The sequence below is a fragment of the Agromyces cerinus genome (genome assembly GCF_016907835.1).
Lineage (GTDB): Bacteria > Actinomycetota > Actinomycetes > Actinomycetales > Microbacteriaceae > Agromyces > Agromyces nitratus.
In genome coordinates, this window is record NZ_JAFBCT010000001.1 from 3958946 (window position 1) to 3977730 (window position 18785).

The 18785-nt window shown below is 71.7% G+C and carries 19 protein-coding genes; 11 read left to right on the forward strand and 8 right to left on the reverse strand.

Annotated features, from left to right (window positions below; all coding sequences use genetic code 11):
* Positions 1-148 precede the first annotated feature (148 nt).
* Genes JOE59_RS18490 through JOE59_RS18500 form a run of 3 tightly spaced genes read left to right on the forward strand, consistent with a single transcriptional unit; the run spans position 149 to position 1024 of the window.
* Positions 149-607, forward strand: a complete 459-nt coding sequence (locus JOE59_RS18490; RefSeq protein WP_204463171.1) for a DUF6325 family protein — start codon at positions 149-151, stop codon at positions 605-607.
* A gap of 1 nt (position 608) precedes the next feature.
* Positions 609-773, forward strand: coding sequence for a hypothetical protein (locus JOE59_RS18495; RefSeq protein WP_204463172.1), 165 nt, complete (start codon positions 609-611; stop codon positions 771-773).
* Positions 774-784: 11 nt separating this feature from the next.
* The gene (locus JOE59_RS18500; RefSeq protein ID WP_204463173.1) at positions 785-1024 is read left to right on the forward strand and encodes a PLDc N-terminal domain-containing protein; all 240 of its coding nucleotides are present in this window, start codon (positions 785-787) and stop codon (positions 1022-1024) included.
* 61 nt (positions 1025-1085) lie between these two features.
* On the opposite strand, the gene JOE59_RS18505 is transcribed toward JOE59_RS18500, so the two are convergent.
* Positions 1086-2843: a PHP domain-containing protein gene (locus tag JOE59_RS18505; RefSeq protein ID WP_204463174.1), complete on the reverse strand. Its 1758-nt coding sequence runs from the start codon at positions 2841-2843 to the stop codon at positions 1086-1088.
* A 162-nt stretch (positions 2844-3005) separates the two neighbouring features.
* On the reverse strand, positions 3006-4076 hold the full coding sequence (locus tag JOE59_RS18510; RefSeq protein ID WP_204463175.1) for an LLM class flavin-dependent oxidoreductase: 1071 nt from the start codon (positions 4074-4076) through the stop codon (positions 3006-3008).
* A 302-nt stretch (positions 4077-4378) separates the two neighbouring features.
* On the opposite strand from JOE59_RS18510, the gene JOE59_RS18515 reads away from it, so the two are divergent.
* Positions 4379-5821, forward strand: a complete 1443-nt coding sequence (locus JOE59_RS18515; protein WP_307837120.1) for an FAD-binding oxidoreductase — start codon at positions 4379-4381, stop codon at positions 5819-5821.
* Between the two features lie 82 nt (positions 5822-5903).
* Positions 5904-7088, forward strand: a complete 1185-nt coding sequence (locus JOE59_RS18520) for a baeRF3 domain-containing protein (RefSeq protein ID WP_204463177.1) — start codon at positions 5904-5906, stop codon at positions 7086-7088.
* Between the two features lie 50 nt (positions 7089-7138).
* On the opposite strand, the gene JOE59_RS18525 is transcribed toward JOE59_RS18520, so the two are convergent.
* Entirely contained in the window at positions 7139-7486 is a 348-nt protein-coding gene (locus JOE59_RS18525; RefSeq protein WP_204463178.1) for a hypothetical protein, read from the reverse strand.
* Between the two features lie 144 nt (positions 7487-7630).
* Between JOE59_RS18525 and JOE59_RS18530 the strand changes: the two genes are divergently transcribed.
* Complete coding sequence (locus tag JOE59_RS18530; RefSeq protein ID WP_204463179.1) at positions 7631-8632, forward strand: LLM class F420-dependent oxidoreductase; 1002 nt, start codon at positions 7631-7633, stop codon at positions 8630-8632.
* Here JOE59_RS18530 and JOE59_RS18535 read toward each other — a convergent pair.
* Both JOE59_RS18535 and JOE59_RS18540 read right to left on the reverse strand, forming a co-directional pair.
* Positions 8575-9216, reverse strand: coding sequence for a hypothetical protein (locus JOE59_RS18535; protein WP_204463180.1), 642 nt, complete (start codon positions 9214-9216; stop codon positions 8575-8577). The genes JOE59_RS18530 and JOE59_RS18535 overlap by 58 nt on opposite strands.
* Before the next feature lie 112 nt (positions 9217-9328).
* Positions 9329-9604, reverse strand: coding sequence for a glutaredoxin family protein (locus JOE59_RS18540; protein ID WP_204463181.1), 276 nt, complete (start codon positions 9602-9604; stop codon positions 9329-9331).
* Between the two features lie 68 nt (positions 9605-9672).
* Between JOE59_RS18540 and JOE59_RS18545 the strand changes: the two genes are divergently transcribed.
* Both JOE59_RS18545 and JOE59_RS18550 read left to right on the forward strand, forming a co-directional pair.
* A complete protein-coding gene (locus JOE59_RS18545) occupies positions 9673-10104 on the forward strand; it encodes a YdeI/OmpD-associated family protein (protein ID WP_204463182.1) in 432 nt (143 codons plus the stop codon).
* A 52-nt stretch (positions 10105-10156) separates the two neighbouring features.
* Positions 10157-10615, forward strand: coding sequence for a PPOX class F420-dependent oxidoreductase (locus tag JOE59_RS18550; protein WP_204463183.1), 459 nt, complete (start codon positions 10157-10159; stop codon positions 10613-10615).
* 48 nt (positions 10616-10663) lie between these two features.
* Here JOE59_RS18550 and JOE59_RS18555 read toward each other — a convergent pair whose 3' ends face one another.
* Entirely contained in the window at positions 10664-14257 is a 3594-nt protein-coding gene (locus tag JOE59_RS18555; RefSeq protein ID WP_204463184.1) for a TM0106 family RecB-like putative nuclease, read from the reverse strand.
* 138 nt (positions 14258-14395) lie between these two features.
* Positions 14396-15034: a TetR/AcrR family transcriptional regulator gene (locus JOE59_RS18560; RefSeq protein ID WP_204463185.1), complete on the reverse strand. Its 639-nt coding sequence runs from the start codon at positions 15032-15034 to the stop codon at positions 14396-14398.
* Positions 15035-15145: 111 nt separating this feature from the next.
* On the opposite strand from JOE59_RS18560, the gene JOE59_RS18565 reads away from it, so the two are divergent.
* From JOE59_RS18565 to JOE59_RS18575, 3 genes are read left to right on the forward strand one after another with little or no spacing between them, the layout of a single operon-like run.
* Complete coding sequence (locus tag JOE59_RS18565) at positions 15146-16180, forward strand: agmatine deiminase family protein (RefSeq protein WP_204463491.1); 1035 nt, start codon at positions 15146-15148, stop codon at positions 16178-16180.
* Positions 16177-17913, forward strand: a complete 1737-nt coding sequence (locus JOE59_RS18570; RefSeq protein ID WP_204463186.1) for an amidase — start codon at positions 16177-16179, stop codon at positions 17911-17913. Before JOE59_RS18565 ends, JOE59_RS18570 begins: the two co-directional genes overlap by 4 nt.
* Before the next feature lie 50 nt (positions 17914-17963).
* A complete protein-coding gene (locus tag JOE59_RS18575; RefSeq protein WP_204463187.1) occupies positions 17964-18335 on the forward strand; it encodes an HNH endonuclease in 372 nt (123 codons plus the stop codon).
* Positions 18336-18356: 21 nt separating this feature from the next.
* On the opposite strand, the gene JOE59_RS18580 is transcribed toward JOE59_RS18575, so the two are convergent.
* Positions 18357-18785: hypothetical protein (locus JOE59_RS18580; protein WP_204463188.1), on the reverse strand; the 429-nt coding region annotated here is incomplete at its 5' end.

Here is an 18785-nt window from a genome sequence, read left to right on the forward strand (position 1 = left end):
CGCAGCAAGGCCCGACCCGGTCACGATAACGAGCGCTGTGCAATGCCGAATCATCCAATGTGCGTGATGCGACCCGGTGCACCCTCGGCGACGCTGAGGTGATGACCGACGCGCAAGCCGGTCGCTCAGCCATGGATCGGAGCATCGAATGACGGAGCAGGCACTGGATGAACTCGGACCGGTCGACTACCTGGTCATCGAGTTCCCCGCAGGGCAGGCGGACTTCACGGGGGAGATCGCCGAGGAGCTCGTACGGCTCGTCGAGGCCGGCACGATCCGGCTCATCGACGCGATCGTGCTGACGAAGGACGCGGACGGCACCGTCGATGCGGCGGAGTTCGAAGACCTCGAGGATCTGGGCCCGCTGGTCGTACTCGAGGCGGAGCTCGCCGAGCTGCTCGCGGCGGAGGATGTGGAGCACCTCGCGAATGCGATGGAGCCGGGCAGCGTCGCCGGGGTCATCGTCTACGAGAACCTCTGGGCAGCGCCGTTCGCCGCAGCCGCTCGCCGGGCCGGCGGTCAGCTGATCGCGAGCGGACGGATCCCGATCCAGGCGATCATCGCCTCGATCGAAGCCGACGAGGACACCGAAGAGACAGGAGCCTGACATGCCGCTGAGAGCTGCACGAATCGGACGCGTCGGCGTGGTCGGCGCCCCGGTCGCGAGGACGGCGGTGGTTGCCGCCGCCGTGACTCCGGGGCCGTCCCCGGTCGCGAAGGCCGCCGTGGTCGGCGCCGCCGTGACCCCTGGTCGACGACGGCGCCGCATCTGAGGGGAGCGGTCATGTCGTTGTGGGACTACCTGACCGTGTTCTTCTGGGTCTACGTCGGAATCGCGTGCCTGTGCATCTTCGTCGTGCTGATCGTCGACATCTTCCGGGACCACAGCTTGAGCGGCTGGGCGAAGGCGGCCTGGGTCGCCTTCCTCATCGTGATGCCGTTCGTCGGCTCGATCGTGTACCTGATCATGCGCGGCGGCGGCATGTCGTCACGTCGAGGCGGCGACCAGCCGATGCTCGCCTGAGGGGAACCAGGCGACGTGGGAGCGACAGCGGCGCCGAACCGCCGCTGTCGCTCGCAGTGGATCAGCGCACGTCGACGAACACCGGGTTCGCGTAGAACCAGGTGTCCTGCCAGGGGTCGCCCTCCCCGTCGCCGTGTCGCAGCGGGCCGCCCGGGTCGACCGTGGCGCCGTGGTACCCGGCACCCTGGCGCTTGCCGTCACTGCCGCGGAACCGCACGTAGAACGGCCGGTCGACGTCCTCGAACACGTGTGTCAGCGTGAACGTGCCGCGCCTCGTGGTCGTGTCGAACCGTGCCGCGACGCGGGTCTCCGGTGCGCGCATGGCGTCGGCATCCGCGGAGGCCCCGGTGACCGGGCCCGAGATGAGGTCGACGTGCGCGAGCTGCGGCACGATGCCCGCGGCGTTGGCGTAGTCGGTCGTGGTGACGGTGATCGTCACCTCGACGTCCTGCCCGCGCCGGGCGGCGACCCGGCCGCCGAGGGTCGCGCCGGTTCCGGCTGCATTGCCCCAGCCGTTGCCCGCGCCGTTGCCGCGTCCACGACCCGTGCCGGGCATCGTCGCGCGCACGCGCACGTCGAAGCCGCTCAGCAGGTGGCCGTGGTCCACCCACATCCGCCCGAGGCGCATCGCCTGCAGCACGCCCGCATAGCTGCGGGTCGTGACGCCCGTGTGCAGCCGCGAGAACTGCCCCGGCCAGAAGTCGCTGCCGCCCTGCGGCGAACCGGTGTCGACGGGGTCGGGTCGCTTGCCGAGCACGGCCCATCGGTCGAACTCGTTCGGGAGGCTCGCATACGGCTCACCCGGCGGGTAGGCGCCGGTCACCCAGGTGTCCTTGACGGTGAGGTGGTTGTCGGAGTTCGACGTGATCCAGAACGGCTTGCCCTCGGCGAGCATCGCGTCCCACAGGCCGCCGACCGTCGCGGTCGCCCAGTCGAAGCCGCCGTACGGGCGGTAGGCGTCGGCCGGGAGCCCGGGCCAGCTGTCCGCGCGAGGCGCGTTGGTGTACTCGCCGCGCTGGTCGCCCGCGTGGGTGTTCTGGCTGATCGCCGAGCCTTGGGCGCCGGGCGCGCCCTCCATGCCGATCATGATCTCGGGGTCGGCGTCGCGCCAGGCGCGCAGTTCGTGCGGCGAATCGATGCCGAGTCGCAGCGGGTGGTTCGCGAGCACGACGGCGTCCTCGATGAGTCCGCTGCGCTTCTGCGCGCCGAGCCAGGCGATCGCTTCGGCGGCGCGGCGCTCCCACTCGGCCTGCTGCGCGGCATTCGCCGGCCGCTCCCAGCGGTTGAGCTTGCCGTCCCATGCGAGCTCGAACGCGCGCAGCACGCGGGCGGAGTCGTGCCCGGGTGCGACGAGCACCGAACCGTGCTCGGCCGCGGGGATGTACCACTCGAGGCCCTGGAAGATCAGGAGGTCGCGGGCGTCGCGCTCCTGCTGGATCTGTTCGAGCGATGAGAACACGCCCTGCTCCGCGTGGGCGAAGTTCGCGTGCTCCGTGAAGGCGAGCCAGTCGACGCCGTATCGTTCGGCGGCGTCGAGCTGTTGGGCGAGACGGTACTTCGCGTCGTGGCTGAACTGGGTGTGAACGTGGTGGTCGCCCACGAGCCACCTGAGCGCGGGGTCGTTCGCTCCGCCGCTCGCGGCTCTGAGGGCGATCGCGGGGGCGGCTCCCGATCCAAGGGTCTGCGCACCGGTCAGCGCGCCGGCGGCGAGCACGATGCCCGCGGTGCGCAGCATGTCGCGGCGCGAGAATCCGAGCCGCGCGAGCTCGGCATCGGCATCGTGGGGGTCCGTGCAGTCAGTGGCGTGAGGGTCGCACATGGTCGTTCGCTTCTCCAGTCGTCGGGGGACGCCCGTACGGTAGGAGCGGCAGATGGCGGTCAGGAGAACGCGTGGTTGACGCATGCCTGCACCCGGTCGACCGGCGCGCGAACGAAAACGGAGCCCTGTCACCCATAGTGACGGCACGCACCGCCGGGTCGGTCAGCCCGCAGCGGATGCGTCGTTCGCGAGCAACTCGTTCGCGAGCAGCTCGAGCGTCTGCTCGCGCCCGGGCGTCGCGTCGAGGGCTTCGCCGTCGTAGCTGCCGCCGATGGGCGCGAGCATGATCTCGTCGATTCCGTGGCGGGCTGCGAGGGTGCGCAGTTCGGATGCCGCGGTCGTGGGGTCGCCGATGATCCAGCGTTGCTCCATGGCCGCGATGAGCTCGTCGCCGACCGAGTCGGCGGGGGCGGCGAGCGCCTCCTCGACGGTCTCGAGCGGGCGCATCGGCCGATTGGTGCGGAGCCGCGCCATCGAGTGCATCTGGGGCAGTGCCCGGGCTCGCGCCTCTTCGGGCGTGGGGGCGACCGAGGCGTTCACCGTCAGGAACGTCTCGGGCACCGGGTGCGCCTCGCTCGGCTGGAACTCCGTGCGGTAGAGCTCGAGCGCCCGCTCGAGGCCCTCGCCCGAGAAGTGGTTCGCGAAGACGTACGGCAGGCCGAGCGAGGCGGCGAGCTTCGCCGAGTAGTCGCTCGATCCGAGCAGCCAGACCGTCGGGACCTCCGTCGCCGCCGGGGTCGCCGTGATCGCGTACTCGCGGCCGCTCGTGAGTCGCAGCGATGCTCCGTCGGGGGAGAGGAGCGACAGGATGTCGGCGATGTGGTCGGGGAACCGGTCGACGTCGGCCGTCGGTCCCGAGATGCGCAGCAGCTGCGTGATGACGGGGTCGCTGCCCGGTGCGCGCCCGATGCCCAGGTCGATGCGCCCGGGGGCGAACGCCTCGAGCGCCGCGAACTGCTCGGCGACGACGAGCGGGGCGTGGTTCGGCAGCATGACGCCCCCCGAGCCGACCCTGATGCGCTCGGTCTTCGCCGCGATCGCCGCGATCAGCACGGGCGGCGTCGTCGAGGCGACGGCCGGCATGTTGTGGTGCTCGGCGAACCAGTAGCGGGTGAAGCCGAGGCGATCGGCGAGCTGCGCGAGGCGAACGGATGCCGCGAGCGCGCCGGCACTCGTCTGGCCGGTGCGCACCGGGATGAGGTCGAGCACGGAGAGTCGGGGTGAAGAAGTCATCCCTGACGGCAACCGGGTCGCGATGCGCGGTATTCCGTCGTGATGCGGGTTGAGCCTGTCGAAACCGGGTCTCGACACGCTCGACCAGCAGATGCTCCCAGAGCCTGTCAGAGGGGCGACCTGGGTCCATGGAGGGTGGGTGCTGCCACTGAAACGATCGGAGGGAGACCCCTGACGCGGGGGAGACCATGCCGACGTTGGATGGGTTCTCGTTGCGAGCGCCGCCTGAGACCAGTGCGGCCGTCGGAGCGTCGCCCCGAGGGGCGCGCATGGGCCCGCGACGATCCCGAAAGGAAGCATCCGTGAACACCCCCGTGCCGTCGGCCGCAACGACCGACTCCGCCACGCTCTCGCTCCGCGAGGCGCTCGCGCTCCTCGACGACCGCATCGCCGGTCGCGTGCTGATCTCCGGCGACCCCGGATGGGACGAGGCCCGCTCGGCCTGGAACCTCGCCGTCGACCAAAACCCCGCCGCGATCGTCGTCGCGACGACCTCCGACGACGTCGCGCACACCGTGCGTGCGGCGGCGGAGTTCGGTCTCGCCGTCGCCCCGCAGGCCACCGGCCACAATGCCGGCCCGCTCGCGGCGAACGACGGGCTCGCCGGCGCGATCCTGCTGCGCACCCACGAGATGCGGGGTGTCGAGATCGACGCCGAGTCGCGCATCGCCCGCGTCGAGGCCGGCGCCCAGTGGGGCGATGTCGTCACCGAAGTCGCGCCGCTCGGGCTCACCGCGCTCGCCGGTACCGCCCACGATGTCGGCGTCATCGGCTACACGCTCGGCGGCGGGGTGAGCTGGCTCGCCCGCTCGCACGGACTCGCCGCCAACCACGTCGTCGCGATCGAACTCGTCACGGCCGACGGAGTCGCCCGCCGGGTCGACGCCGAGAACGATGCCGAGCTGTTCTGGGCGCTCCGCGGTGGTGGCGGCGACCTCGGCGTCGTCACCGCGCTCGAGTTCGGTCTCTTCGACGTGCCGGCGTTGAGCGCCGGCATGCTGCTCTGGCCGATCGAGCGCACGGCCGAGGTGCTCACCGCCTGGTCGGACTGGATCGACGGCATCCCGACCTCGGTGACCTCGACCGCCCGCGTGCTGCGCCTGCCGCCGATGCCGGAACTGCCGCCCTTCCTCTCGGGCCGTGCGCTCGTCGTCGTCGAGGTCGCGATGCAGGAGGACCCGGCACGGGTCGACGAGCTGCTCGCGCCGCTCCGCGCCCTCGCGCCCGAGGTCGACACGGTGCACCCGCAGTCCTCGGCCGAGCTGCTGCAGCTGCACATGGATCCGCCGCAGCCGGTGCCCGGACTCGGCGACGGCATGCTGCTCGCCGAACTGACCTCTGCCGCGATCCGCGCCTTCGTCGGCGCGGTCGGGCCGGATGCCTCTTCGGCCCTGCTCTCCGCCGAGATCCGCCACCTCGGCGGCATGATGGATCCGGGCGTCGCGCGCGCCGCGGCATCCGTGCAGGGCACGCCGCAGCCGGGCGTCACCGCAGGCTTCGATGCCGGCTTCCTGCTGTTCGGGGTCGGCATCGCGATGCCCGACAACGGCGAGGCGCTCGCCGCGTCGCTCGGCCGGCTGCTCTCGGCCGTCGAGCCGTGGAGCGCCGGCAGCGACTACCTGAACTTCGCCGAGCACGCCCGCCCCGCCGAGCGGTTCTTCGGCGACGACCTCGAGCGGCTGCGTGCGGTCAAGCGGGCCGTCGACCCGACGGGCGTGATGCGTTCGAACCACCCGATCGGGTGACTGGGGGCTGTCGCTCGCGCCCCGGCCTTCATAGGCTGGGGTGCGAGCGACATCGTCGTCGCACGACCTTGGGGGAGGAACGATGACCGTACATTACGCATTGCCCACCGCAGCCGATTTCACCGCGCTCGCGGGGCTGCATCATCCGTCGATCACGATCTACGCGTCGACCTCGCCCGTCGTGAGCGAGCGCGAGCGCGCCGAGGTGGCGGTGAAGAGCTCGTTCGACGAGGCGATCGAACGCGTGAAGGCGTCGGGTGCCCCGAACGCCGAGCTCGAGGCACTCCGCCGCGAGCGCGACGCCGTGATCGGCGACCAGCAGATCTGGGCCGGGCTCGCCCGGTCGATCGCGATCTTCGTCGCTCCCGGGTTCAGCGAGGTCTTCGTGCTGCCGAACCGGCTCGACGACGCCGTGCACGTCGGCTCGCACTTCACCCTCGGCCAGCTGCTGCGGGCGCCGAGCCAGGATCAGGAGGCGTTCGCGCTCACCCTGTCGGCCAACGAGTGGTCGCTGTGGCACGCGACCCCGACCGACCGGGCCGTGCGCCTCGACATCGACGAGTCGCACGACAAGAGCCTCGACGATGCCATCAACCGCGACCCCGAGAACGACGACAAGCCGCGCGGCGGCAAGCACGGCGACCGTGGTGTGAGCGGCGACGAACGCCGCAAGGCCTTCTACGAGCTCTACGCGAAGCGCGTCGCCGACGCCACGCGGCACGAGCTCATGCAGCGCGACCCCGACGACCGGGTGCCGCTCTTCGTCTTCGCCGCCGAACCGTTGCTCAGCCTCTTCATCGAACGCATCCGCAACGGGCGCCGCGTCGTCGCCGTTCCCGGTGCACCGGACCGGCTCGGTGCCGCCGAGATCGACGAGGCGCTGCGCGAGCAGCTGGGCCGGCTGAACGTCGCCGAGGCCGATGGCGCGCTGCGGCAGCTCACCGAGGGCACGGCCGGCCGGGTCGAACGCGACCTCGCCGCGATCGCGCGCGAGGCGGCGGACGGCGCGGTCGAGGTCTTCTGGTTCGACTTCACGACCTCGGTGAACGGCACGCTCGACCGCGAGTCGGGTGCGATCGAGTTCGCGAGCGGGCACGGTGCCGACGAGCAGCTGAGCGACGGCACCCACGCCGGCGACCTGTTGCCGCAGCTGGCGCTGCTCGTGATGGCGAAGGGCGGCAAGGTCGTCACGGTGCGCAGCGACGACCTCGACGGCACGGTGTGGTCGGGTCCGGCGATGGCCGAGCTGAGGTTCGCGCTGGCGTAGACCGGCGCGGGCGCCAGGGCATCCGCTCGGTCAGTGCGGCATCCGCTCGCTCAGCGCAGGGCGCCGACGCGATCGCGGAGCGGGAGGACGAAGCCCTCGCGCCAGCGGAAGCGGATGACGACCTGCTTCGCGTGGGCGTCTTCGATCATGGCCTCGACGCTGGTCTCGGTGAGCACTCGGGCGGGTGCGCCGCTCGCCGGCGGGGTCTCGCGGACCTCGAGCCAGAGGCTCTCGGGGTGGGGCACGACGCCCGGGTTCGCGGCGACGAGCTGGAGGGTCCACCCCTGGCTCGCGCAGAGTCCGTAGCCGGAGACGTGGATGAGTCGGGTGTCGGTGGTTTCGATGACGGTCGCCTCGAAGTCGGCGGCAGAGTATTCGCAGTGCTGCAGTCCGTTCATTCGTCCGAACGTAGTCCGCAAGACATGAGCCTGCCTCAGTGCTGGCGCTGAGTTCGACGGCCGGGGCGGCACGGAGGTGGCCGGCTCGTCGGCGGCGAGCCTCGGGCGCGGGCCGATCGTCCGGTCGACCTTATGGTGGATCCCATGCGATTCGGAATGTTCGTTCCCCAGGGCTGGCGTTACGACCTCGTCGGCATCGACCCGGCCCAGCACTGGCAGACGATGCACTCGCTCGCCGAGTACGCCGACGCGCCCGACTCGGTGTGGGAGTCGATCTGGGTCTACGACCACTTCCACACGACCCCGGTGCCGTCGCCGACCGAGGCGACCCACGAGGCGTGGAGCCTCATGGCCGCGTTCGCCGCCTCGACCTCGCGTGTGCGGCTCGGCCAGATGTGCACCTGCATGAGCTATCGCAATCCCGCCTACCTCGCGAAGGTCGCCGCCACGGTCGACCACGTCTCGGGCGGGCGCCTCGAGATGGGCATCGGCGGCGGCTGGTACGAGCACGAATGGCGCGCGTACGGGTACGGTTTCCCGTCGATCCCCGAGCGACTCGGACGTCTTCGTGAGGGCGTCGAGATCATGCACCAGGCGTGGACGACCGGCCGCGCGACGCTCGACGGCACCTACTACCAGGTCGACGGGGCGATCGTGCAGCCGCAGCCGGTGCAGCCGGGCGGCATCCCCTTCTGGATCGCCGGCGGCGGCGAGCAGGTGACCCTCCGCATCGCGGCGAAGTACGCCTCATACACGAACTTCACGGGCACCCCCGAGGAGTTCAGCCACAAGAGCGAGGTGCTGCGCGCGCACTGCGAGAGCCTCGGCACCGACTTCGAGGCGATCACCCGGTCGTCGAACTTCAACACGGTCGTCGGCGTCGACGAAGCGGATGTCGCGCGGCGCCTCGCGGTCATCGAGACGCGGCTCACGCCGTTCCTCGGCCCTGAGAAGGCCGCCTCGCTCATCGCGGAGAACTACCGCTCGCCGAACGCCGCCGTCGGAACGCCGTCGCAGGTCGCGGCGAAGCTCGCCGAGCGCCGCGAGCTGGGTCTCGGCTACGCGATCCACTACTTCCCCGAGGCGGCCTACGACCGTTCAGGGCTCGAGCTCTTCGCCGCGGAGGTCGTGCCGGCGCTGCGGTAGGCGGGTGACTGCTCGCGGGCCTGCTCGACCGATCGCCATCCGCTCGCGGGCCGGGCGACGCCCGCGTCGTCGGTGACGGTCGCATAGGGCAGCGCGAGCAGGTCGCCGACGTGGAGGTCGCCGGGCAATGCGAGCGGCGCAGGTGCGGAGCATCCGGTCGACACGGCCGTGAGCGTCGTCGGCACCGCGCGTGCCACCGAGGCGCGCCCGATGAGCCGTGCCTCCGGCCATGCCGGGTCGAGCTCCGAGAGGTCGCCATCGATCACGATCTCGCGGTCGAGGCCGCGCCGAGCGGATGCCTCGAGCACCCGCACCACGACGACGCCCGTGTGCAGCGTGGTCGACGTGAGTCGACCGCCGGTGCCGGGCACGGCCGCCGGGCCGAGATGCACGGCCGGCGTGCCGCACAGGTCGACGACGCGCAGCAGTGAGACACCGTCGACGACGACGTCGGTGATCGTGGCGACGGTGGCCGCCGGCCAGTGATCGCCAGCGATCGGGTCGGGGATCGATCGACGCAGGGTCGGCAGGATGCGCGTGAGCGTCATCGCCTGCTCGCCGTCGTGGGGGAGCCGGATCGGCACGCGACGTTCGCGGGGGTGATCGGAGGCATGCCTCAGTTCTACGCCCGGCGCACGCCTCGAGCCCGTTTGTTACGCGATCCGAACGCCGGGAGCCCGATCGCTCATGCGCTGCTTACGCGGCGACGGCCTCGTCGAGCTTCGCCGAGAGCTCGGCGTCGGTCGGCTCGGTGAAGTGCGTGCCGTCGGGGAAGACGACCACGGGGATCTGCGTACGGCCGCTGATCGCCTTGGCGCGGTCGGCGCCGTCGGCGACCGTCTCGAGGTCGACGTAGTCGTAGTCGACGCCGCGCGTGTCGAGCAGGCGCTTCGAGCGGCGGCAGTCGCCGCACCACTCGGCGCCGTACATCGTGACGCGGGCGGGGTACAGGTCGGTGGCAGGGGAAGTCATACCAATAACCTACGTGGGTACCCTGTCGGTTATTCCCAGGAGCGGCCGGCGGTGGCAGACTCGGGCGCATGCGATTCGAGACGACGATGTCCCAGGTCGGCAACAACACGGGCATCGAGGTGCCGCCCGAGGTGATCGAGGAGCTCGGCGCCGGCAAGAAGCCGCCCGTCGTCGTGGTCGTGAACGGCTACGAGTACCGCAGCACCGTCGCGGTCATGGGCGGGCGCTTCATGATCTCGTTCAGTTCCGACAAGCGAGCGGCCACGGGCATCGGCGGCGGCGATCCGATCGTCGTCGACCTCGAGCTCGACACGGCGCCGCGCACGGTCGAGGTGCCCGATGATCTCGCCGCCGCGCTCGGGACGGGCGGCGCCCGTGCGGCGTTCGACGCGCTCTCGCCGAGCGCGAAGAAGGCGCACGTCACTGCGGTCGAGGGCGCGAAGGCGGCCGAGACCCGGCAGCGGCGCATCGAGGGCATCGTGGCGAAGCTCGTCGGCTGACACCGGCCGACGCATGCGGAATGCGCCGGCCGCGATGCCGGTTCACCCCACCATGACCACGAACGCAGGACCTGTCCCCCTCACCGAGACCGAGGCATCCGAGCTGCTCTCCGCGCAGCAGTTCGGGGTGCTCGCCACGCTCAAGCGCGATGGCCAGCCGCACCTCGCCACCATGCTCTACGCCTGGGATGCCTCGGAGCAGACGGCTCGCTTCTCGACGACCGCCACCCGACTGAAGGCGACGCACCTCAGGCGCGACCCCCGAGCGTCGCTGCACGTCTCGGGCGACGACCCGTGGTCGTACGCGACGCTCGAGGGCAGGGCCGAGGTCTCGGCCCCGACCGAGGAACCGGGCGACGAGGTCGGTCGGGAGCTGCTCGGCATGCTCGCTGCCGAGCTGCGTCCGGAGGACCCCACCGCGTTCTTCGCGGAGGCGGTCGCCGAGGGCCGGGTCGTGGTGCGGCTCACGGCCGACCGGGTCGGCGGCACCCGCCTCGACTTCGGCGACTGAGCACCGCGCCGGAGCACGTGCGGCTCGTTCTGCGTCTCTGCGTCGTCGTCAGCCGCGCACGGGAGCGAGCACCGGGTCGCCGACGAGCTTCACGAACGCGCTGAGCTGCGCAACACCTTCGGGGGTGTAGGGCAGGGCATCGAGCAGCCCGGGCGAGTAGAGCAGGTACGCCGCCCACTTCGCCCGCGAGATCGCCACGTTCAGGCGGTTCTTCAGCAGCAGGAACTCGACGCCGCGCGGTGCGGCCGCTGCTGAGGACGCGGCGAGCGAGACGATCGCGACGACCGCCTCCTGGCCCTGGAACTTGTCGACCGTGCCGACCGGCACCTCGGTCAGCCCGGCCGCGTCGAGTGCGGCCCGCACCTCGGTGAGCTGCGCGTTGTACGGCGTCACGACGATGAGGTCGCGTTGCGTCAGTGGGCGAGCGGATGCCGCGCCCGGCGTCGACCGGCCCGACGTCGCCGATGACCCGGCGGCCTCTTCGATCCAGTCGCGCCCGAGCAGCGAGTGAGCCAGATCGACGACCGCGCGTGCCTCTTCAGGCGATGAGGTCGTGTTGCCGAGGTGCTCGATCGGCAGGGCGGTGAGGCCCGGGGCGACGCCGTCGAGCGCGCGCTGCGAGGCCACCGGATGGGAGTGCAGCTCGCCCTCGTAGGAGAGACGGGACACCGGCTCGGCGACGGCGGGGTGCATGCGCCGACTCTCGGCGAGGAAGTAGCCGAACTCGGCGGGCAGCACGTCGTGGCCGTCGGTGATCCAGCCGAGCGCCGAGGTGTCGATGGGTTCGGGGTGGTTGCCCTGGCTCACCTGCGGCAGCTGCTGTGGGTCGCCGAGCAGCAGCAGGTTGCGGGCGCCGACCGCCGAGGCGATGGTCGAGGCGAGCGAGAACTGGCCGGCCTCGTCGATGACGAGCAGGTCGAGCGAGCCGCGGGGCACGCGATTGTCGTTCGAGAAGTCCCACGCGGTGCCGCCGATGACGTACCCCGAGGTCTCGTGGGCGGCCGTGTACTCGGTGACGCCGTTCTTCGCGATGAAGGTGTACCCGTGGTCGCCGGGCTCCTTCGGGTCTTTCGGGGCCTTCGCGACGAGCTCGGGGTCGAGGCCCGCCCGCACGACGGCGTCGAGGACATTCTCGACCACGGCGTGCGACTGCGCGACGACGCCGATCTTCCAGGCGTGCCGACCCACGAGTTCGGTGATCACATGCGAGGCGAGGTACGTCTTGCCGGTGCCGGGCGGGCCCTGCACCGCGAGGTAGGAGTCGTCGAGGTCGCGGAGCGACGCCGAGACGGCGGCGACGTAGTCGTGGTCGGGGCCGAGCGGCACGAGACCGGCACCGCTTCGCGTACGCGGCGGGATGCGCCGCAGCACGTCGATGGAGGGGTTCGCAGGCCAGCGCGGGAAGGCGCGTTCGAGGTGCTGCGCCCACTCGAGGATCGCCCCCTGCTGGCGGCCTGCCGCCGGCGGAGTGCCCGGGGCGAGCGCGAACGGCAGCTCGTGCCATGCGACCCCGGCGACCGCGGTCTCTTCGATGAGCACGCCGTCGTCGAACACCTCGAGCACCTTCACCGAGTGCCATGCCCGCGACCCGGGCCGCAGCGAATGGCTCGGGAACGGCGCCGGCGGTTCGTAGAGCGCGATCGGCTCGCCGCCGACGCTGAACTTCGACCCCGGCGCGATGCGGCCGCGCAGGCGCACATGCCGCCGGTCGACGCGGTGGTGGTCTTCGCGGTACCAGCGCTGCACCACGCCGGAGGTCGCCGGGTCGACGACGAGCACGTCGCGGTGATCCTCCCAGGCCTCGAGGGGCTGCTCGACGCGGAAGTAGTGCGACCACCAGAAGCTCTTCGCCTCGCGGTCGTGGTAGTCGATCGCGGCCGCTGCGAGGGCGAGCGCGGTGTGGTCGGCGTCGCGGTCTGGGTCGTCGGGCGGCCCGGCGATCGATTGCAGGTGCACGGCGAGGGGCGTGGGCTCGTAGACCTTGCCCGCGGCCTTGGCCGCCTCGACGATGAGCGACTCGGGCACGGGGTCGACCCCTGCCCCGCGCGCGAGCCCGAGCAGCCAGTCGCGCAGGCGCAGCGTCGAGACGCAGTCGTAGCGGTTGTAGTCGGCGAGGTCGTCGAGCACGTACTGGGCGGCCGCCGCCCCGACCAGGCCGGTGACGGGGTCGGTCTCGCCGGTCGCCGCGAGCTCGCGGGCGCGCACGTATTCGAGGATGGAGTCGCCGCCCGACTTCACGTCGGCCTCGCGCAGCAGGGTGCCCATGTAGAGCGGCTCGAGCTTCTTGATCGAGTACGAGCGGCTGCCGACCCGCACCGCGCGCTTGACGATCGGGTACAGGTCGACGAACACGCCATCGGCGAGCAACTGGTCGACGGCGGCCTCGCCGACTCCGTGCCGCGCGGCCATCGAGAGCAGGTGCGTGCGCTCGTAGCTCGCGTAGTGGTAGATGTGCATGTGCGGGTGGGCGGCTCGGCGCAGCTTCACGAGCTCGAGGAACTGCACGAGAGCGACCCGCTCCTCGGCGAAGGAGTGCGCCCAGAGCGGCGTGAACTGCTCGGCGTTGTCGACCATGCCGAAGAGGTAGTCGAGGCCCCAGTCGTCGGCCGAGCCCTCGGTGTAGAGCGGGTCGCCCTCGAAGTCGAAGAACAGGTCGCCGGCGTCGGGCTCGGGGATCGCGGCGAGCGACGCGGCGTCGCGCACGACGACGGGCGGCGGCAGCGGCGGGTCGTCGGGGGAGCGCAGCCCTGACGCATCCGCTTCCAGCTCTGCCGACTCGGCCTCGAGCTGCAGCCGCGCCTGCACCCGCAGGTTCTCGATCGTCGCGTCGAGCACGCCCGGCACCGGCCCGAAGGATGCCGCGAGCTCGTCGATCGTCGTGATGCCCGCGTCGTGCAGGGCTGAACGCTGCGTGACCCGGAGGCCGGCGACGAGCAGCACATCGCGGTGCGCCTGCACCTCGAGGTCGCACGTGGGGCAGCGCCCGTCGAGGGCGTAGCGCGGATCGCCCCACTCGACCGGGCCGTCTTCGGCGAGCCGGTCGGCGACGACCTGCTCGAGTCGCTCGCGGCGCAGCCGGTAGACGGGGGCGATGTCGTCGAGTCGGTGCACGCTCGTGGTGCCGTCGCCGAGCAGCAGCTCGACGGTGTCGGCGCACGGCACGCCGGTGCGTTCGAGCTGTTCGGCGTACGCGGCGAGCTGGAGCAGCGCGGTGACCCGCGCCCGGCGGGCGAGCTTGCTGTCTTGCACCAGGTAGCGGCCGTCGGGCTGGCGCACGATGAAGTCGGCGAAGCCGATGAATCCCTCGTCGGCGAAGGTCGCCTGGAAGACGACCGGGGCGCCCGCCGCGAACGCCGCCTGCGTGGCGTCGACGGCGGCGGCGACCGCGGCGGGGTCGCGCACATCGGGGCGCTCGATCTCGACGACGCCGTCGCCGAGGGCGGCACGGTAGTCGTCGAGCACCCGCAGCTCGTGCTGGTCGCCGAGTCGACCAGAGCGCTCGAGCATCGCGTCTTCGGGGTCGGGCACCTTCTCGATGCGGCCGAGCTTGGCGTCGAGCGCACGGAGGAAGGCGAACTCGCACTCGGAGGCCTTCTTCAGGTCGCTCGCGCTCGTGACGACCGAACCGTCAACCAGGTACATCGGGCTCCTTCGGGTCGTCGTGGTCCCACGCTATCCGGGGCCGCCGACATCAGCGCTCGCGGGTTGAGGAGCGTGCATTCGATGCTGTGGGTGGAGCGTGTCGAGACCGGAGTCTCGACAGGCTCGGGTTTCGACAGGTCAGGTATCGACAGGCGCAACCCGCAGAACGCCCGGCCGGAGCCCCAGCAGGCCCTCGACGCTCCGGCTCGTCAGGGCGTCGCGTTCGCCGGCGCCGTCCCAGCGCACGAGGGCCTGCGCGTTGAGGCCGTCGATCATGCCGAGCAGCTGCCACGCGGCGGCCGCAGCGTCGACGGGCCCGAAGTCGCCGGACGCGACGCCGTCGTCGATGACGCTCACGATGACCGACTGCCACGCGTCCATGCGGTGCCGCACGCTCGCGGCGAGCGACTCGTTGCGCCGGCCGAGCGCCCAGGCCTCGACCCAGACGATGGTGACGTCCTCGCGCGAGCCGTCGAGCAGCGTGTCGATGAGGGCGGCGAGGCGTTCCGGCGGGGTCCGGCGCTCGGCGACGAGCGCGCCGACCTCCTCGATCTCCACGGCGACGATCGCGTCGAACGTCTCGGCGATGAGGGCGTCCATGCTCGGCTGGTAGTGCGCGACGAGGGCCGGCGTCACGCCCGCGCGGGCGGCGACGGCGCGCAGGGTCACAGCCGCGAGGCCCTCGCCCAGCGCGAGCGTTCGCGCCGCCGCTGCGATCTCGGCGCGGCGTTCGGCTGGGGTCTTGCGCTCGGCGCGCTTGCGTGGCGTGCTTGACATGGTGCGCCCAGTCTATGTACCGTCGGACCAGTTGTTGATCATTTGATCAATACGATTCGACGGATGCCGCTCGGCACGGCCGACGCACCGACGCGACGCACGGAGGAACCGATGAGCTGGCGCATGCCGTCCGAGACCGCACCCCACGAGCGCACCTGGATGGCGTTCCCGGTCACCGACAACGTCGCCGACGAGACGCCCGGCGGCGTCGAGCGCACGCTCGCCGCGTGGGCTGCGGTCGCGAACGCGATCACCGAGTTCGAACCCGTCTCGATCCTCGTCGACCCGAGCGAGCTCGAGAACGCCCGGCGCCTGCTCGATCCCGCGGTCGAGATCGTCGAATGCCCGGTCGACGAGTTCTGGATGCGCGACCACGGCCCCACCTTCGTCGTCGATGACGAGCGCCCCGGCGTGCTCGGCGCGGTCGACTGGACCTTCAACGGCTGGGGCGCACCGGAGTGGGCCCGCTGGGACAAGTCGGCCGAGCACGCTCGCCTCATCGCCGACCGCGTCGGCGCCGAGCTCGTCTCGAGCGCGCTCGTGAACGAGGGCGGCGGCATCCATGTCGACGGGGAGGGCACGGTGCTCCTCACCGAGACCGTGCAGCTCGACCCGCGCCGCAACCCCTATGCCGACAAGCGTCGCGTCGAGGCCGAGATGGCGCGCACGATCGGGGCGACGACGGCCATCTGGCTGCCGCGCGGCCTCACCCGCGACTACGACGAGCTCGGCACGAACGGGCACGTCGACATCGTCGCGACGCTCACCTCGCCCGGTCGGGTGCTCGTGCACTCGCAGCGCAACCCCGAGCACCCCGACTTCGAGGTCAGCCGCGAGATCGTCGCACTGCTCGCCGAGTCGACGGATGCCGCGGGCCGCACCCTCGAGGTCACCGAACTGCCGGCCCCCTCGGTCATCCGCGACCACGAGGGCTTCGTCGACTACAGCTACGTCAACCACCTGGTCGTCAACGGCGGCGTCATCGCGTGCGGCTTCGGCGACGACGAAGCGGATGCCGCGGCGCGCGAGATCCTCGAGGCGGCCTACCCCGGCCGGCGTGCCGTGACGGTCGACGCGCGACAGGTCTTCACGGGCGGCGGCGGCATCCACTGCATCACGCAGCAGCAGCCCGCGGTCGGCCGATGAGCGGGTTCGACGTCGTCGAGGTCTCGATCGCAGAGCTCCGCGCCGCGCTCGAGTCGGGCGGCATCACCGCGGTCGAGCTGCTCGACGCCTACCTCGCGCGCATCGTGGCCTTCGACGGGTCCGACCCATCGACAGGCTCAGGGAACGGAGGAACCGCGCTCAACGCGCTCGTCGTGATGAACCCCGGCGCCCGCGCTGACGCCGAGGCATCCGACGCCCGCCGGGAGCGCGGCGAGGTGCTCGGCCCGCTCGACGGCATCCCGTACACGGCCAAGGACAGCTACCTCGCCGAGGGCCTGACCGCCGCGGCGGGTTCGCCCGCCTTCGAGCACCTCGTCGCCCAGCGCGACGCCTTCACGATCGAGCGCCTGCGCGCCGCGGGCGCCGTGCTCATCGGCCTCACGAACATGCCGCCGATGGCGAACGGCGGCATGCAGCGCGGCGTCTACGGCCGGGCCGAGAGCCCCTACAACGCCGAGTTCCTCACCGCGGCCTTCGGTTCGGGGTCGTCGAACGGCTCGGGCACGGCGACCGCGGCGTCGTTCGCCGCGTTCGGCCTGGGGGAGGAGACCTGGTCGTCGGGTCGGGCGCCCGCCTCGAACAACGGCCTCTGCGCGTACACGCCCTCGCGCGGCGTCATCTCGGTGCGCGGCAACTGGCCGCTCGTGCCGACGATGGACGTCGTCGTGCCGCACACCCGCACCATGGCCGACCTCCTCGAGGTGCTCGACGTGATCGTCGCCGACGACACCGAGACCCGCGGCGACTTCTGGCGGGTGCAGCCGTGGGTCGAGATCCCCGCGGCATCCGCCATCCGGCCCGCCTCGTACCCGGCGCTGGCCGACGCCCGCCCCCTCGCGGGCACGCGCATCGGCGTGCCGCGCATGTACGTGAACGCCGACCCCGAGGCCGGCACCGCGGAGCCCGGCCGCACCCCCGGCATCGGCGGCGCGACCGGGCAGCGCATCGAGACGCGCGCCACGGTGATCGAGCTCTGGGAGGCGGCCCGCCGCGACCTCGAGGCCGCGGGCGCCGAGGTCGTGCTCGTCGACTTCCCCGCCGTGTCGAACTACGAGGGCGACCGACCGGGCGCACCCACGATCGGCACCCGCGGGCTCGTCAGCCCCGAGTACCTGCGCCGCGAGATCGTCGACCTCTCGGCGTGGGCGTGGAACGACTTCCTCGACGCGAACGGCGACCCAGCGCTGCACGCGCTCACCGACGTCGACGGCGAGCGCATCTTCCCCCAGCCCGAGGGCGCGCTGCCCGACCGGTACGACGGTTTCGACGACGACATCGCCGAGTACCCCGAGTGGGCGCGCGCACACCCCGGAGTCACCCTCGCCGACATGCCCGAACTCGAGGCGGGCCTCCGTGGTCTCGAGCAGACGCGGCGCATCGACCTCGAGCAGTGGATGGACGGGCTCGGCCTCGACGCCGTCGCGTTCCCTGCGGTCGCCGACGTCGGCCCCGCCGACATGGACGTGAACGAGGCATCCGCCGATCTCGGCTGGCGCAACGGCGTCTGGGTCGCGAACGGCAACCTCGTGCCCCGCCACCTCGGCATCCCGACCGTCACGGTGCCGATGGGGCTCATGCGCGACATCCGGATGCCGGTGGGCCTCACCTTCGCCGGACGCGCCTACGACGACTCGGCGCTGCTCGCGCTCGCCGCGGCGTTCGAGGCGACGGGCGCGCGCCGGATCGCGCCACCGCGGACGCCGCGCCTCTGAACCGGGCGCGGCGGGCGGAGGCTCGCCGCAGCCCGGGTTAGTCTGACGCCATGGCGGTCAGTCGGAGTCGGACGGCGGTCTACGCACGTCGGCGCAAGCGTCGCATGGCGCAGCACACGCACGACCTCAGCGACGAGCAGTGGGCGGCGCTCACGGCGGAGTGGCAGGGTTGCGCGTACTGCGGAGCGACCGATCGGCCGCTGCAACGCGACTGCGTGCAGCCCATCTCGCGCGGCGGCCGCTACACGCTCGGCAACGTCGTTCCGGCGTGCGGCTCGTGCAACGCGAGCAAGTCCAACGACGAGGTCACGTCGTGGATGCGCCGCAAGAAGCTCGACGAGCGTGCCTTCCTGCTGCGGCACTACGAGGTGGGTGCGGTGCTGGCGCTGCAATTCCCTGCAGAGGATGCCGCGGCGGACTGACCCTCGTGAGCGGCACGCCGCTCAGTGCCCCACGACCGGCGCACGCATCGGCAGGACACCCCGACGCAGGGTGACGACGAGGTCGATCGCCGTGATGACCATGATGCCCACGAGGCAGAGTCGAACGACCCCGTCGGTGGCGGGCGCCGTGAAGATCGGCCCGGCCGCGAGGCACCAGGTCAGCAGCACGAGCCAGCCGATGCCGCCCATGAGGGAGATCAGCCTCGTCGTACGGGTGGAACGCCCGGCCACGAGCTCCGCGAAGACGACGGCGAAGCTCACGGCCCAGAGCACGAGCACCCACGGCGCCCGCCACTGCAGGAACTCGGGGTCGAACGCGAAGGCGTCGAGCAGCGGTTGCGGCAGCCCCGGCGCGAGCTGGGGCAGCCACGGGAGCGCGATCAAGACCGTGGCGCCGAGCATCCAGAAGGCAAGGGAGATCACGAGACC

Coding starts and splice junctions, on each gene's coding strand:
- JOE59_RS18490 (WP_204463171.1), top strand. CDS start 149: ATGACGGAGCAGGCACTGGATGAACTCGGACCGGTCGACTACCTGGTC.
- JOE59_RS18495 (WP_204463172.1), top strand. CDS start 609: ATGCCGCTGAGAGCTGCACGAATCGGACGCGTCGGCGTGGTCGGCGCC.
- JOE59_RS18500 (WP_204463173.1), top strand. CDS start 785: ATGTCGTTGTGGGACTACCTGACCGTGTTCTTCTGGGTCTACGTCGGA.
- JOE59_RS18505 (WP_204463174.1), bottom strand. CDS start 2,843: ATGTGCGACCCTCACGCCACTGACTGCACGGACCCCCACGATGCCGAT.
- JOE59_RS18510 (WP_204463175.1), bottom strand. CDS start 4,076: ATGACTTCTTCACCCCGACTCTCCGTGCTCGACCTCATCCCGGTGCGC.
- JOE59_RS18520 (WP_204463177.1), top strand. CDS start 5,904: ATGACCGTACATTACGCATTGCCCACCGCAGCCGATTTCACCGCGCTC.
- JOE59_RS18525 (WP_204463178.1), bottom strand. CDS start 7,486: ATGAACGGACTGCAGCACTGCGAATACTCTGCCGCCGACTTCGAGGCG.
- JOE59_RS18530 (WP_204463179.1), top strand. CDS start 7,631: ATGCGATTCGGAATGTTCGTTCCCCAGGGCTGGCGTTACGACCTCGTC.
- JOE59_RS18540 (WP_204463181.1), bottom strand. CDS start 9,604: ATGACTTCCCCTGCCACCGACCTGTACCCCGCCCGCGTCACGATGTAC.
- JOE59_RS18545 (WP_204463182.1), top strand. CDS start 9,673: ATGCGATTCGAGACGACGATGTCCCAGGTCGGCAACAACACGGGCATC.
- JOE59_RS18550 (WP_204463183.1), top strand. CDS start 10,157: ATGACCACGAACGCAGGACCTGTCCCCCTCACCGAGACCGAGGCATCC.
- JOE59_RS18555 (WP_204463184.1), bottom strand. CDS start 14,257: ATGTACCTGGTTGACGGTTCGGTCGTCACGAGCGCGAGCGACCTGAAG.
- JOE59_RS18560 (WP_204463185.1), bottom strand. CDS start 15,034: ATGTCAAGCACGCCACGCAAGCGCGCCGAGCGCAAGACCCCAGCCGAA.
- JOE59_RS18565 (WP_204463491.1), top strand. CDS start 15,146: ATGAGCTGGCGCATGCCGTCCGAGACCGCACCCCACGAGCGCACCTGG.
- JOE59_RS18570 (WP_204463186.1), top strand. CDS start 16,177: ATGAGCGGGTTCGACGTCGTCGAGGTCTCGATCGCAGAGCTCCGCGCC.
- JOE59_RS18575 (WP_204463187.1), top strand. CDS start 17,964: ATGGCGGTCAGTCGGAGTCGGACGGCGGTCTACGCACGTCGGCGCAAG.